A 13498-nucleotide genomic window follows, 5' to 3' on the forward strand; every position below is an offset into this window, starting at 1 on the left:
CGCCGAGTGCGGGCTTTTTCTTGTCTAGGGTACCGACATGCAACCACTTTTCCGCATCGTCGCCGACGGCAACGACATCACCAGCTTGATCAATGATCGGCTGGTCTCGCTGCAGTTGGCCGACCGGCCCGGGATGGCCTCGGACTCGTTCGAACTGCGCATTGATGATCGCGACGGCGCGGTGTCGCTGCCTGTGCGTGGCGCGAGTATCGAAATCTACCTCGGCTACGCCGGCGCCGAGCTGACGCGCATGGGCCGCTACACCGTGGACGAGGTGGCCGTCTCAGGCCCGCCGGACACGCTGGTGATCAGCGGCAAGGCCAGCGACATGCGCGGCAGCGGCAAAACCACCCGCAGTGGCAGTTGGGAGGATGTCAGCCTGGCGGAGATCGTCGGTGACGTGGCGGCCCGCAATGGCTGGCAGCCATCGTGTCCGGTCGATACCCGGGTGCCGCGCATGGATCAGCTCAATGAGTCGGACTTCAATTTCATCACCCGGGTGGCCAAGAAGCACGACTGCACGGCCAAGGTGGCCGACGGCAAGCTGCTGGTCTTGCCGCGACAGGGCGGACAGAGCGCCAGTGGCAAGGCCTTGGCGATGATCACCCTGCAACGCAGTGATGTCACCCGCTGGCAGTTTCGTTTGAGCGACCGCAGCGCCCATCAAGGGGTCAGCACCCAGTACCAGGACTCGGCCAGCGGCGAACTGCTGATTTCGCACCTGGACAACCCCAACGTGCCGGAAGGCCTGCCGCCGGTGCATACCGATCGTCATCTCTACCCGGACCGCACGGCGGCCGATGAAGCGGCCAAGGCACGCCTGGCCGCGTTCAACCGCTCGACGGCCTCGGTGCGTCTGGACCTGCCGGGTCGAACTGACCTGTTTGCCGAAATCATGATCGAGGCGCAGGGCTTCAAGCGTGGGCTCGATGGTGAGTATTTGGCGGAGTCGGTGGATCACACTTTTACCCCGTCCGGGTGGATGGTGTCGGTGGAGTGCAACGGCGGCAAGGAGGGCAAGGCCAAGGCGTCAGGGAAACCGCAGAAGGTCGTACTTGAAGTGCCGGATTGATCGCCCGGGCGCATGAGTCGGCCCGAGTCAGAAGTTTCAAAAATCAAAGTAAAAGGAGCGGCCAAGCTGGATGCGTCAACATCCAGCTTGGCCACCGTCCCCGCAGATTGTCCCTGCAAGTCCCGCCAAGGCTCCTGCTCTGTGCACAAAGCACAGCGAGCCTAGCACCTGTTTATTTATACAGTAAAGGTCTTGCTATCCATGTCTTCACCCATCATCCCTTGGATGGGCGGCAAACGCCGCCTGGCCGATCGCCTTATTCCCCTGTTTCCACCCCACGAATGCTACGTCGAAGTCTTTGCCGGCGGCGCCGCGCTGTACTTTATGCGACCCCAGGCTGCGCCGGTTGAAGTGCTCAACGACATCAACGGCGACTTGGTGACGTTGTACCGCGTGGTGCAGAATCACCTCGAGGAGTTCGTGCGCCAGTTCAAGTGGGCGCTCAGCTCGCGGCAGGTGTTCGAGTGGCAGAAGATGACCCGCGTCGAAACCCTCACCGACATCCAGCGCGCCGCGCGATTCTTCTATCTGCAGCACCATGCCTTCGCCGGCAAGGTGTCTGGGCAGACGTTCGGCACCGCGACCACCGGCCCGGCCATCAATCTGCTCCGTATCGAGGAAAACCTCTCCGCCGCGTGGCAACGCCTGTCAGGCACCTACGTGGAGAACCTGCCTTGGCTGGAATGCGCCGAACGCTACGATCGGGCGCACACCTTCCACTACATGGACCCGCCGTATTGGCAGACCGCAGGGTATGGGGTGGATTTTCCGTTTGAGAACTACGAACGCATGGCCGACTTCATGCGCCGCTGCAAGGGTAGGGTAATGGTCAGTATCAATGACCACCCAGACATCCGGCGGGTGTTCGAGGGCTTTCACTTTGAGACGCTGGACATTCGTTACACCACGACCAATCAGCGGCAGGGTAAGGCTGAAGTCAGCGGTGAATTGGTGATCATGAACTGGGAGCCAGCAGCGTTAGGAGGGCTGTTTTTAACGTGACAGCTGATACCGGTCAGTGAAGTGGTAGCGAAGGATGAGTTTGGCTCAATCAAAAACATCAGCCGCGACGACATGCTGGCTGCCTTGCGGATTCAGCCGCAGTTGATGGTGATCGTACCGCAGAACGCGGGTGGGGTCGGATCGATCAAGGAAGCGGCGTAGATCTGGGCGATGAATGAGTTGGAGCCGATTCAGGCGAGTCTGCAGCAGGTCAATGACTGGCTGGGTGAAGAGGTTGTTGGCTTCAAACCCTTTGAGTTTGAAGGGGGGAAATAAACCTCACGCAGTGAGTAAGTGCTGATCATCCCTCACCCCGGGGTCGGCTGAAGGTCAGGCCGTAGTCGCCGACATAACCGACATCACCGCTAAGGGTCTGGCCATCGTCCACGGTGATGCAGATCGTGTGCGAGCCGCGAGCCGCCGGCAGCCTGTACGGCGTGCTCATTTCAAACAGGCCGGGCAGGGTTTCATTGAGGATGGCCGGGAAGCGCTCAACATGGTTACTGCCGTCCGCACCGACCAACACCACGTCGACGAAACCGCGATAGGAGAAGGTCATCAGCGCCACCCCGCGAACAGGCCGAAGCCCAGCGATTCCTTGACGAAGAGTTCGGGCGGTGCATCGAGCAGGGCAGGGCTGGCCATGACGTGTCCTTTTCGAGTGAGTGGCGGTCTCTGCGTAAACCAGTGTCAGGGGGACTAGTGATTCAGTCTAGGGGGGTATCGGCACGTCTGCACCATTGCGACGACCACAACCGTATCGATATCCAACACACTCGAATGCTTCCCATGCTGCCGTAATTAGGCTGCCGGCCAGCCGTCAGGCTCGCCTGAAGGGCCCCAAACGAGGCGCCAGTTCAGGCCGAGAGAAAAATTAACATAGTGTCCGAGATTAATTGACCCTTACACCCAAGTGCGCAACATACGTAGCACCTGGTCGCGGATAAGCGCTTGCAGGGTTTCTTGTTGGATGGTTTTTTATGATTCATCCCACCGGAACTTCATAGGCAATGGGTTCTCCACCACAAAACTCGGCTTTCAGTTGGCGAACAGGGCGTATGTTCAATGAAGAGGAGAAAATTAATCGCGCTTACTTCACCATTTCACGCGTTGCTGGAGCAACCGATCAATCATCGCCATCGCACTTGACCTCTTTTTTGTACTCATCCCGCTTGGCCTCGATCTTGACCTTGCAGCCACGCTCCCAGTATTCGTCTTTCCACTCGCCCCGACGCCAATTGGCGCCGCGGCCATCCGGGCATTTGACCTCTTCCTTGTATTGATCGTTTTTGGATTCGATCTTCACCTTGCATGGCCCGTCTCTGTACTCGTCCTTCCACTCGCCACCTTCGTGTCCGCCTCGCCGGTAGTCCGCTGACGCTGGCATCAACATGACTAAGCAAAGTGTAGCCACCACCCACATACCAAGCATGGGTCTCACACTCATCTCACCACCTCTGTAATAAAACACACGACGCAGCAGGCCAAGCTTTCCCGTAGTCCACCGTATCAGCTTCAAACGTAACGTTGTGCCTGCAGGTGATATGACAACGATCTCCGGTCGATTTCTCCAACAGCAAAAAAAACAGAGTGATAATCGCGGGAATGGAAGATTACAGGTAGAGGTTTGCGGTTGTGCGAGCCTTTTTGGTTTTGAGGCTTTTGAGCAAGGCTATTTCTGGCCGCCTTTTGCCTGTCACGAAGGGCTGTAACCGACCTATAACGGTCATTTTGTCTGCCGACGATGGAAAGCCTGGCTCCGGACTACGGCTTGAAATGCCGGTCTTCTTGAGACTTGACAACCAGATAAGTTGTCAATTTGCTTGTAGCAAGAGGGCCTCAAGGCGGCCCTCATTGCTAACGCGTGGTTGTGCTCAGTTCGCCTTTATCGGCACCGTCACGGTTTTGCCAAAGGCCGATTTGATGGTCGCCGTCGCACCAGGCGACGGGCCACTGCCGGCGGTCGTCACCGCTATGTTCCAGCGCGCGCCTGTCGGTGTCTGCGTCAGGACGGCGGCGCCAAGGTTCACCGTACCGGTCGTGGTCGTGGCGGTCGCCGTGATCCTATTGCCCATGAAACGCGGCATGGACTGCACCTCCTCCCCACATGGCTTGAGCCTAGGTCAGGAGGGTAAAAGCTCAACGCGAAACGCCATTTATCCGACGATTTTCAGGCGTGCGTCAGATAAGTATCGAATGAGATTTATTTCTCTCGCAACTGCTATTTCCCAGCCATTCCAACTCAGTAAAATTCCTTGCCGCGGCGACGCTACGACGTCGAAATACCCCCGGAAACTGTGCCACGCTTTGCTCATACCCGAATGTCTTGCGACCCATAGCAGACCAAGAAGAATTGGCTAAAGCCAGTGCGGAAGTGAAAGCTGCGACGGAAGTCGTCATGGCTTTCGTTAGAGCAGGAAAAGCATTTGGGGAGCAGTGGTAGGCCGCCATTGAGCGAGAGCGCGAGGCATATAGAAAAATGCAACGGGTACTCGATAGCTCATTGGTACCATCCGTAGACGGAAAGCAGGAGCCATAAGCATTTTGAAGATCGCAGTCACGGCATTAGGCAATGGATTTCTAGCCGTTTGATCGAGAATCATGGGTAGCAAAGAGCTTGTTTGAGTTACCTACTTTCCAACCCGAGGTATTTTGGCCACACTGATGTCATAGGAATAACGGTTCGTAGTACCGAACCATTCCTGTCCGGATGTGTGATTCATGGTCAATATCGATGATTTCCGGTTCAAATCTCACCATCTCTTGCTGGACCTCGATGCCGCGACGAACCACCTGATGATGCTCGTGGTAGCAAAAGAGGTCTCAGGTCCCCGATGGAATGAAGCCGCAATGCGCCAGAAGGCCGCATATGATGCTTGGGCCCTGCTGCTTTACGCTGTAGAAACAGATCCTATGCCGTGTCTCGATGGTCGCCCGCCCGACAGCCTTATACCACCCTCCGATTAACTACCAGGAGTAGCTGCTGCTGGCCGATTGTGGCCTGGTGCGAGGGGCCTCGGTCGGCCTAATACTGACAATCATATGGATACGGCTTGAAATGCCGGTATTCTTGATATTTGACAATCAGGTAAGTTGCCAATTTGCTTGTAGCAATGAGGGCCTCAAGGAGGCCCTCATTGCTAAAGCCTGGTTGTACTCAGTTCGGCTTTATTGGCACTGTCACGGTTTTGCCGAAGGCCGACTTGATGGTCGCCGTCGGGTTAGGCGACGGGCCACTGCCGGCGGTCGTCACCGCTATGTTCCAGCGCGCGCCTGTCGGTGTCAGCGTCAGGGTGGCGGCGCCAAGGTTTACCGTACCGGTGGTGGTCGTGGCCGTCGCCGTGATCCTATTGCCCGTGCCACGCGAGGTGGTGCCTGACAGTACCCAGTAGTAGCGGCTGTTGCTGCGGGCGGTGACGGTGGCGCCGGTGACGATCAGGTTCTCGTTGATCGCTGCCGAGACCGCCACGGACACCGTCGCCGGTGTCGACTCCGCGTTCCTGGCATCGCTGGCCCTATAGGAAAAGGTCGCGGTGAACGGCGCGGGGACCGTGGCCGGTGGTGTGTAGATCACACGCAGACCATCGGTGCTGACCACGCCCTTGCCGGAGTCCGGTTGCTCCAGGCCCACCACTTTGAGTGGCACGTTACCGTCAGGGTCGGTGTCGTTGGCCAGCACGTTGATGATCACCGGTTGGCCGGTGTTACTGATGGCGCTGTCGGGGTTGGCGACAGGTTTTTGGTTATCGCCGTCCTCTTCACGTCTATCGCCAGTGCGGAAGGTCGGCAGCGCGGCGGAATTGACGTAGGTGACGCCGTCCCAGCCAGGCAGGGGGGTTGGCATCAACTGGAACTGGCCGGGGTGTTCGACATCCCAGCGCAGCAGCATGGAGGTGTCCTCGTGCTGGGTGTTGTGGCAGTGCTCCATGTAGGTCCCGGCGAACTCCCGGAAGCGGATCGCAATGTCCACGTCCACCGAACTGTCGATGCCCTGACCGATGCGATAGACGTCCTTGCGCGCCCATTTTTCCCATTCCGGCGGTGCCTTGCCGTCACGGTTGAGGACGATGCCTTCTTCGAAATGCACGTGCACCGGGTGGTTCCAGCCGTTGCCGCCGTTCTTGATTTTCCACACTTCCAGGGTGCCATCGCCGGAGAACCCGGCAGCGGTCGGGCCGTTGGCCAGTTGCGGAGCGGCGCTGATGATTCGAGGGTCCATCTGGAAGCCCAGACCGCCGTCCGTCTTGATCGTCCAGGGGGCTTCGTCGGTACCGTCGGAGCGGCCGAAGATGAACTCGCGATGCCGCGCCACCTTGAGCTTGGCCTGCATCGCTGGGTCGTCGCGGTTGAGGGTCAGCGGGATCATGGTCTTGCCGGCCGGTTTGCCCGGTTTGGCGGGTTCGTAGTCGGCGGGGTTCATGCTCACGTCCTGGCCAGCATAAGGCTGGACCACCATCTGCATGAACTTGCCCACCGCCGGGTCGCCGGCGTCCCATTCCAGCCCTTTGCTGCCCAGTTTGAGCACTGCCTTGTACCTCCCGGACAGTACGTCGGCCAGGCTCAGCAGTGTGGCCTCCGGCCCCTTGCCGTTCTGGTGCTCCATCAGGTTGACGAAGTACAGCTTGTCGCCGGTCTTGATCCCGTTTTTCGCGAAGTTGACGATGATGTCGTAACGCTCGGCGATGCCCATGCTGGGCAAGATGGCGTTGTGGTCCTGCAGGTCGCCGTTACCTTCCAGATCCAGGCTGCCGTCGAACGGCACGGCGTGTTCCATTATGTTGCCGTCGTTGGCGATCAAGTGGAACGGCACGCGGGTGTAAGACAGGCCGGAACCTGTCGGGCCGGGGAATTCGCCACCGGTGCCGACGACTTCACGCACCAGCGCGATCCTGAAGAAGCGTGACACCGAGCCATTGAGGATGCGGAAGCGATAGCTGCGCGCGCGCACATTCAGGCGCGGCTGGTACTGCCAGTTGACCAGGATCTGGTCGCCGAGAAAGCCGTCGGTGTTGAACGGGTTGAACCAAAGTTGGCCGTTTTGATCCCAGGCCTTGTCGGCTACCAGCAGGTTGACGTCATAGTCGCGGTTGCCCCAGGGCAATGCCGAACCGCTGGGCAGGCGCAGGTTGACGCCGTCTTGCAGCGCTTCGTTGCCACGATCCAGGGCGCTGTAGTAATTCATCATCACCGCGTTGCCCTTGTAGACGTTCTGCGCGGTGAAATCGACCATGTGGTCATGGAACCAGTGGCTGCTCATGGTTTCGCGCCAGTCGCCACGGATCTTGATGCTGCCGTTGTTGCACGTCTTCAGGCCCGGGGTGGCATCGTTGACGAACAGGGTTTCGCCCGGGGCGCAGGGGAACGCTGCACGCGGATCCTGGGCGCTGGTGTTGATGGTGTCGTAACCGGCCAACTGGATCGGCCAGCGATAGTCGTAGTACTGCCCCGGAAAGAAAAACGCACCGGAAAAGCCATCGCTTTCGGCAGGGGAGTGGCCGTTGTGTTCGTGGGTGCTGAGGGTGTGCAGGCCAAACCCCATGTTGGCCGACGGATCGATCGGCAGGGCGTTGTAGTGACGCATCAGCGCGGCTTGACCGTAACGCACCATCAACAGCTTTGGCGGAAAGGTGCCGTCGAAGGTCCAGAGCGCCTTGTGGTTTTGGATCGGCATGTTGGGGTGAAAACGAACATTTATGCCTTTGGTGGTGCCCGCAATGACCGGGGTGTTCGAGGTCTGGTTGTACAGCCCGCCAGGCCCGAACTCACCGACGGCGTAGTTGTGCAACTGTCGGCGGTCGCGCATGCCGCTGTTGAGCTGGGCGCCCGCTTGCACGGTCTTGAAGGCGACCTGTGGGTAGAACTCGTTCCAGCGCTGGTGCGACCAGCCTTTTCCTGGCGGACGACCTTCGGCCGGCGAACCGACCGGATGGCGGTTGAGGAAGGCTTCGATCTGCGCTTTCCACGGGTTGCGGTCCAGCACGTTGGAAAACTGCGACGGAAACGGGAACAGCCCCGGCTGGCGCATGAAGGCTACCAGCGCTGCGGCCGAAGGACCACTGCGGGCGATGTTGTTCGGGTCCTGTGTGGGCGCCGGGCCGACGAGCGGAACCGGGAAGGTCAGGGGCGGTGCCGGCAGTGTCGGGTCGAGTTTTTCCGTGCCGAATTCTTCGAACAGCAGCAATTGCTGAGTGTACGGCTGAGCCCCGAACAATGGGCTGGGCTTGCCATTGGTGGGGATCTTGAAGGAGGTCTGCAGGGCTGGCGGCAGCACATTGTCGGTCGTCGGCGTGGTGCGGGTGCCAAAAACACCATTGGGCAGGGCGATGGCGCCCTGGTTGACGGGTGGCATGGCCCGTATGGCAGCCGCCGCGGCATCGAGATCGGCCGGCGGGTTGCTAAACGCCGAGGGGTCCGTCGGTGGTGGCGGGCCGAAATCATCCAGCGGTACGGCGTTGACGGTGGTCAGGGTAAGGAGCATCGCCCAGGGCAGGCTTGACCTGCGCAGAAAGGTGATGGAGCTGCATCGTAGTGTCGCGCGTTTCATTTTTTCACCCCTCGCGTCATGCCGAAGCTGGCAGGCCCCCGCCGTCTCCATGATGTCCGGGACGACAGCTGTTGCGGGTATCAGGGGGTGGTGCAACTAATGAGCCACCACCATAGAGGGAAGAAAAAGTTCAAATTAATTAGCAGTCTGTTTCTAAATATTACAGGCGAGAGTAGCGGGGGAGTGGGGAATATTCCTCAGGTTTGGTGGTGAACGTTTGGCTGGGTGGGTCTAGTGCCCCATTTATGGAGATACTTGAGGCCCTATTTCACCGACCGTTTTTGGTTGAGGCTTCTTGCCCTGAGACGACAGGATTTGACTGGTCGAAAAGGGCTGATTTTGGCCGATTGCAGTCTGTTGCGGTGGGCTGGCCCCAGCTCAGACCGAGAAAAAACTTAACGTCGTGTCCGGGATCAGTTGACCACTACAAGATCGTATCGGGGGCGATCATGAAGCGATTCATTTAGGGGGAGGCTCGGACGCAAGTCACGTTGCTGCCTTAGTGCTTGGACGATTACGTTGCCAATGAAAATACAGTGCAAGTGGTCGACGTTTTCGTCGATGAACTCGACCTGGGTGCTCTTGGGTTTGAGGGTGTCGATCCTGCTGCAACGGGGCGTCCGGCCTACCATCCAGCGGTCTTGCTGAAGATCTACATTCACGGCTATCTCAATCGGATTCAGTTCAGCCGTCGGCTAGAACGCGAGGCCGAACACAACGTCGAGTTGATGTGGCTGAAGGGGCGTTTAGCCGCCGAAAAGGCGCGGGCTACTCGCTGCGCACGCTCTCAGTGCCAAGTGTTCGTATGTACGGGGCGCTGTATGCGCAGCACCAACCGATCGATCTGGGGCACCAGCAGATTGGCGGCTAGCACGGCGAAGCAGAGACCATCGGCATAAAGCCCGAATTCGCGAATCAATTCAGTCAACGCGCCAATGGCCGCGCCGAAGAGGATGCGACCGGCGCGTGTATCGGGACTGGTGACCGGATCAGTGGCGATGAAGAAGGCGGTGAAGAGATAGCCACCGAGACTGAGGCTGTACAGGCTTTCCTGTAGGCTATGGCCGGCTGCCATGCACAGCAATACTGTGCTCGCGAGCATCGCCAGCGGAATCTCGATTCGGATCACCCGCAGGGCTGCCAGTAGCAAACCGCCGGCAATGTAGCCGTACCCCGACAGATTGGGGGTGATCAGTGTGAACTGGTTCTTGGCCAACTGAGTGGCGCCGGCGAACGCATCGAGGTTAAGGCGTGGCGCCAGCTGTAACTGTTGTAGAAGAACCGCCTTGGCGTTCAGGGTGAGAGTCCAGGGGGCATAGTTCGAAGGCGCTGGGTACAATAGCTGGTAGAAGCAGATAGCGATGATCCCCAGGCCAACCATGGCGGGGTTGAGGCGGTTGCGGCCCAGGCCTCCACTGCCGTGTTTACACAGTGCGATCGCGGCAAAACTGGCCAGGGCGATCATCCACAGCGGCACCAGCAGCGGTAATGCCCGAGCCAGTATCAGGCCTAGCACCAGCCAGCTCAGGTCGCTCAAACCCTCGCGGACATTACGTCCGCGCAGGCGTAGCAGGCCGGCTTCGAAGCCCAGGGCGAGCAGCACGCACCAGAAGGTCTGCAACCAGACCACGATGCCAAATTGCCAGGCGTACAGTGCGGTGCCTGGCAGGAGACACAGGCTGACCAGCAGCATCATTGTGCGCAGTTGTCGGTGCGCGGTAGGACGGAGTATCAGGCTCATGCACGTAGCTCCGTCTTGCTCTGGCGGAAACGTTCGCGCAGCGGCAGATTGCTCGGGCAGGTGCTGCTGCAGCTACCGCATTCGATACAGGCATCCAATCGCAGTTCCTGCAGGCTGGCCTTGTCAAGGCGTTCGGCAGCAGCGTAGAGATCCAGCGGTCTGAGCGACATCGGGCAGACATCCACACAGCGCGTACAGCGAATGCAACTGCCTACGGGCTGAGGTGCCGGCAAGTAGCGCTCGGCGCCGAATATCAGGCAACTACTGGTCTTGCTGATGACGGCAGTGGGGGCCGGTAACGGCTGTCCCATCATCGGCCCGCCGACCTGGGTCAACTGGCCTTCGGGGGCCGCGCCAGCAACTGCGCGCAGTGCGCTGACCGGGTAACCCACCGGCACCAGGACATTCCCGGGGCGCTCGCAGTCCCCGGTCAGCGTCAGCACGCGTCTTACCAGTGGTTCGCCATGGAAGATGGCCCGGCCCAGTGCGTAGAGCGTCGCGACATTCATCGCCAGTACGCCGATATCGGCGGGCAGGGTCCCTGGCGCCAGGTTGCGGCCACTAAGGCTCTTGATCATCAACGGCTGCCCCCCTGCCGGGTAACGCGCCGGTAGCGGACATATCTCGACCCGGGTGCGCGCCTGGCGAGCGGCGGCGCGTAACGCGGCCATCGCCTGAGGTTTGTTGGTTTCGATACCGAAGCGGGTCAGCGTTACTCCCATCAGTGCGGCGACATAGTCGGCGGCCTCGATCAGCGCCTCGGCACGTTCGCGCATGAGACGGTCATCGCAAGTAAGGAAGGGCTCGCATTCGGCACCGTTGATCAGCAGAAGATCGGGCTGCTGGGCGCCGGCCAGCTTGAGGGCCGTCGGGAAACCCGCCCCACCAAGGCCGACTATACCCATCTGCAATGCTCGTTCGACCAGCGCCTCGGGCGTTTGCGGTAGCCCCAGCACTGGGCGTTCGATCCACTCATCCAGACCATCTGCGTTCAGAATGACGGCCATGACCGGCTCGGCCGAGTCGGCCGCGAAGGCGAGATCAATCCGTTCCACGATGCCGGAGGTGCTGGCATGCACCCAAGGGGTGTTGTCATCGCCAATACCGATCACCTCGCCCTTGCGCACATGCTGTCCCGGCTGCACGCAAGGCTGGACAGACCGGCGACCCCGCTCGAGCGGAATCGCCAGCTGTATGTTTGCGACCGCGACCGGGGCAACCGGCGTGGCGTTGGATAATTCTTTGTAGCCCCTGAGCTCGATCCCTCCGTGCCAACTACGCTGTGAGGGTGAGGCGATGGCCAGCAGGCTGCGCCAGAAGGGTTTCTGTTGCGGCTGACGCTGGGCGCGGACGCGGCTCTGCATGCGTTCGACGCTCTGCAACGAATGGCTAGACATTTTCTGTCCTCCAATTTTTTGGCAAAAAACACCCCTATGCGCTAATGCACATAATGTTTTTTTGCTTCCGGGACGTAGAGCGGAAAGAGAGGGGGACAATTGATCACCCGCGGAACTCAGAGTGCCGAATGGAGGTTTTGTTCATTTTTTGATCAAATTTGCTGATGAACGGTTGGTCACCCCATGTGGGAGCATGGGAACGATGTCAGGCAGTGATCGTGGCGGGTAGCGCCAGCGTGCGGGGCGTGCCGGGCGCTATTCCCAGCAATGCAGCTTTAATCTCTTGTAAGCAGTGGTGCCTGCAGTTTGGGTAAAAAAGCGCGCCGCGAAGGGGCAGCCAGGATCAGAGAGGGGTTGATTGATGCGCGTAAGCCTGCTGGTGATGCTGTTGACGTTGCTGTATGGCTGTGGCGAACGGATCGAGCGCGTTTCCGGACCGACCATGGGGAGCACTTATTCGATCCAGTACGTACCCGCCGCGCAGACGCCCGACTCGCAGCGAGTAAAGGCCGAAGTCGAGACGATACTCGGGGCGCTCGACCAGCAGTTTTCCAACTGGCGCGACGACTCCGTGGTTTCCCACTTCAACGATCTGCCGGCCGGCGCCTGTCAGGCGTTGCCGGAAGATATGCATCGCTTGCTGGCGTACGGTGAGTTTCTGTTCCGCGAAAGTGGTGGGGCTTTCGACCTGACGGTGCAGCCATTGATGAACCTCTGGGGCTTCGGTCCGCAGTCACGGGGGGAGCACGTGCCGGATGCTAGCGCGCTGGCACGGGAGCGGGCACGGGTAGGGCATCAGCACTTGCGCCTGGATGGCGAAAAGCTGTGCAAGGATGTGGCGGCGCAACTGGATTTCGACAGCATGGTCGCCGGCTATGCGGTGGATCGGGTCGGCGATAGGCTTTCGGCCCTGGGTATCCAGGCCTATCTGGTCGAGATCACCGGCGAACTCAAGGCGCTCGGCCGCAAGCCGGATGGCTCGTCCTGGCGCATCGCCCTGGAGGTGCCGAGCGGCGGAAGCGAGCAGCAAATGGAGCGGGCCATTGCACTGGATGGCTACAGCGTTTCCACCTCCGGCGATTATCGCAACTATTTCCAGGAAGGTGGCCAGCGCTATTCGCACACCTTCGATCCACGTGTCGGCAGGCCGGTTAAGCACGCGCTGGCGGCAGTGACGGTAGTCGACCCTTCGGGGCTGCATGCCGATGGCTTGTCTACGCTGTTGATGGTGCTCGGCCCGGAGGAAGGCTATGCCTTCGCCGAGCGGCATGACCTCGCTGCCTATTTCATCATGCGCCAGGGGCAGGGATTCGTTGCCCGGGCGACGCCGCGATTCGAGTCGTTGTTTCCCGGGCAGGGCAAGACGAAGCAGTAGTTGAAGGAAGCCTCGCCTACCTGTCGACCAAGCGCTAATGCGCAGCGCTTCGCGGAGCGACCAGGATGGTGTTTACTTGAAAAGTGGACACCATCTCTTAGCTTGGCGGGGCCAGTCCAGACGGGATGCCCGGACGGTTTACTCTGATAAGGACGGTATCATGGGTAGAAGATCTGGGGGCTTTCAGACGTTGTCGAACTGAATCACCCCTGTTTCGTAGACACAACGGAATGGCTGTTTTTGGCTGTGGATTCAACGGGTCGATGCAACACAGTAAGCAGAAGGAGTGTTGCAGATGAAGCAGAGACCTCGGATCTATTACACCGAAAGCCAGAAAAAATTGATGTGGGATCACTAGCAGAAAGGC

At 59.6% G+C, this 13498-nt stretch carries 9 protein-coding genes and 3 pseudogenes; 6 read left to right on the forward strand and 6 right to left on the reverse strand.

What is annotated here, in order from left to right:
• The first annotated feature begins 37 nt into the window (after window positions 1-37).
• From KSS91_RS10210 to KSS91_RS10220, 3 genes and pseudogenes are all read left to right on the forward strand, one after another.
• The gene (locus KSS91_RS10210; protein ID WP_217837817.1) at window positions 38-1072 is read left to right on the forward strand and encodes a phage late control D family protein; all 1035 of its coding nucleotides are present in this window, start codon (window positions 38-40) and stop codon (window positions 1070-1072) included.
• Window positions 1073-1273: 201 nt separating this feature from the next.
• A complete protein-coding gene (locus KSS91_RS10215) occupies window positions 1274-2074 on the forward strand; it encodes a DNA adenine methylase (RefSeq protein ID WP_217837818.1) in 801 nt (266 codons plus the stop codon).
• Window positions 2075-2350: pseudogene (locus KSS91_RS10220) on the forward strand (phage portal protein); the annotation flags it as partial.
• Between the two features lie 25 nt (window positions 2351-2375).
• On the opposite strand, the gene KSS91_RS10225 reads toward KSS91_RS10220, so the two are convergent.
• The 3 genes and pseudogenes from KSS91_RS10225 to KSS91_RS10235 all read right to left on the reverse strand — a co-directional run.
• Window positions 2376-2633, reverse strand: a complete 258-nt coding sequence (locus tag KSS91_RS10225) for a hypothetical protein (RefSeq protein ID WP_217837819.1) — start codon at window positions 2631-2633, stop codon at window positions 2376-2378.
• Window positions 2634-3200: 567 nt separating this feature from the next.
• On the reverse strand, window positions 3201-3380 hold the full coding sequence (locus KSS91_RS28160) for a hypothetical protein (protein WP_225923734.1): 180 nt from the start codon (window positions 3378-3380) through the stop codon (window positions 3201-3203).
• Window positions 3381-3948: 568 nt separating this feature from the next.
• A pseudogene (locus tag KSS91_RS10235) lies at window positions 3949-4155 on the reverse strand (hypothetical protein); the annotation flags it as partial.
• Between the two features lie 640 nt (window positions 4156-4795).
• Between KSS91_RS10235 and KSS91_RS10240 the strand changes: the two are divergent.
• Window positions 4796-5041 (forward strand): hypothetical protein, encoded by a 246-nt coding sequence (locus KSS91_RS10240; RefSeq protein WP_217837822.1) that lies wholly within the window; start codon window positions 4796-4798, stop codon window positions 5039-5041.
• A 190-nt stretch (window positions 5042-5231) separates the two neighbouring features.
• Here KSS91_RS10240 and KSS91_RS10245 read toward each other — a convergent pair whose 3' ends face one another.
• Window positions 5232-8618 carry an Ig-like domain-containing protein gene (locus tag KSS91_RS10245; protein WP_217837823.1) on the reverse strand — a complete coding sequence of 1129 codons (3387 nt, stop codon included), beginning with the start codon at window positions 8616-8618 and terminating at the stop codon, window positions 5232-5234.
• Window positions 8619-9109: 491 nt separating this feature from the next.
• On the opposite strand from KSS91_RS10245, the pseudogene KSS91_RS10250 reads away from it, so the two are divergent.
• Window positions 9110-9367 (forward strand): annotated as a pseudogene (locus KSS91_RS10250) (transposase); the annotation flags it as partial.
• A gap of 38 nt (window positions 9368-9405) precedes the next feature.
• Here the strand turns inward: KSS91_RS10250 and KSS91_RS10255 are convergent.
• Entirely contained in the window at window positions 9406-10359 is a 954-nt protein-coding gene (locus tag KSS91_RS10255; RefSeq protein ID WP_217837824.1) for an RnfABCDGE type electron transport complex subunit D, read from the reverse strand.
• The gene (gene rsxC, locus KSS91_RS10260; protein ID WP_217837825.1) at window positions 10356-11756 is read right to left on the reverse strand and encodes an electron transport complex subunit RsxC; all 1401 of its coding nucleotides are present in this window, start codon (window positions 11754-11756) and stop codon (window positions 10356-10358) included. The genes KSS91_RS10255 and rsxC overlap by 4 nt, the downstream gene beginning before the upstream one ends.
• A 361-nt stretch (window positions 11757-12117) precedes the next feature.
• Here rsxC and KSS91_RS10265 point away from each other — a divergent pair, with 361 nt between their 5' ends.
• The gene (locus tag KSS91_RS10265) at window positions 12118-13131 is read left to right on the forward strand and encodes an FAD:protein FMN transferase (RefSeq protein WP_217837826.1); all 1014 of its coding nucleotides are present in this window, start codon (window positions 12118-12120) and stop codon (window positions 13129-13131) included.
• Window positions 13132-13498: the final 367 nt, after the last annotated feature.

It is taken from the genome of Pseudomonas azerbaijanorientalis, assembly GCF_019139795.1.
GTDB lineage: Bacteria > Pseudomonadota > Gammaproteobacteria > Pseudomonadales > Pseudomonadaceae > Aquipseudomonas > Aquipseudomonas laurylsulfatiphila.

What these genes read in the sequence shown, in the direction of transcription:
- KSS91_RS10225 (WP_217837819.1), bottom strand. Translation starts at nt 2,633, where the DNA reads ATGACCTTCTCCTATCGCGGTTTCGTCGACGTGGTGTTGGTCGGTGCG.
- KSS91_RS10210 (WP_217837817.1), top strand. Translation starts at nt 38, where the DNA reads ATGCAACCACTTTTCCGCATCGTCGCCGACGGCAACGACATCACCAGC.
- KSS91_RS10215 (WP_217837818.1), top strand. Translation starts at nt 1,274, where the DNA reads ATGTCTTCACCCATCATCCCTTGGATGGGCGGCAAACGCCGCCTGGCC.
- KSS91_RS10240 (WP_217837822.1), top strand. Translation starts at nt 4,796, where the DNA reads ATGGTCAATATCGATGATTTCCGGTTCAAATCTCACCATCTCTTGCTG.
- KSS91_RS10255 (WP_217837824.1), bottom strand. Translation starts at nt 10,359, where the DNA reads ATGAGCCTGATACTCCGTCCTACCGCGCACCGACAACTGCGCACAATG.
- rsxC (WP_217837825.1), bottom strand. Translation starts at nt 11,756, where the DNA reads ATGTCTAGCCATTCGTTGCAGAGCGTCGAACGCATGCAGAGCCGCGTC.
- KSS91_RS10265 (WP_217837826.1), top strand. Translation starts at nt 12,118, where the DNA reads ATGCGCGTAAGCCTGCTGGTGATGCTGTTGACGTTGCTGTATGGCTGT.
- KSS91_RS10245 (WP_217837823.1), bottom strand. Translation starts at nt 8,618, where the DNA reads ATGAAACGCGCGACACTACGATGCAGCTCCATCACCTTTCTGCGCAGG.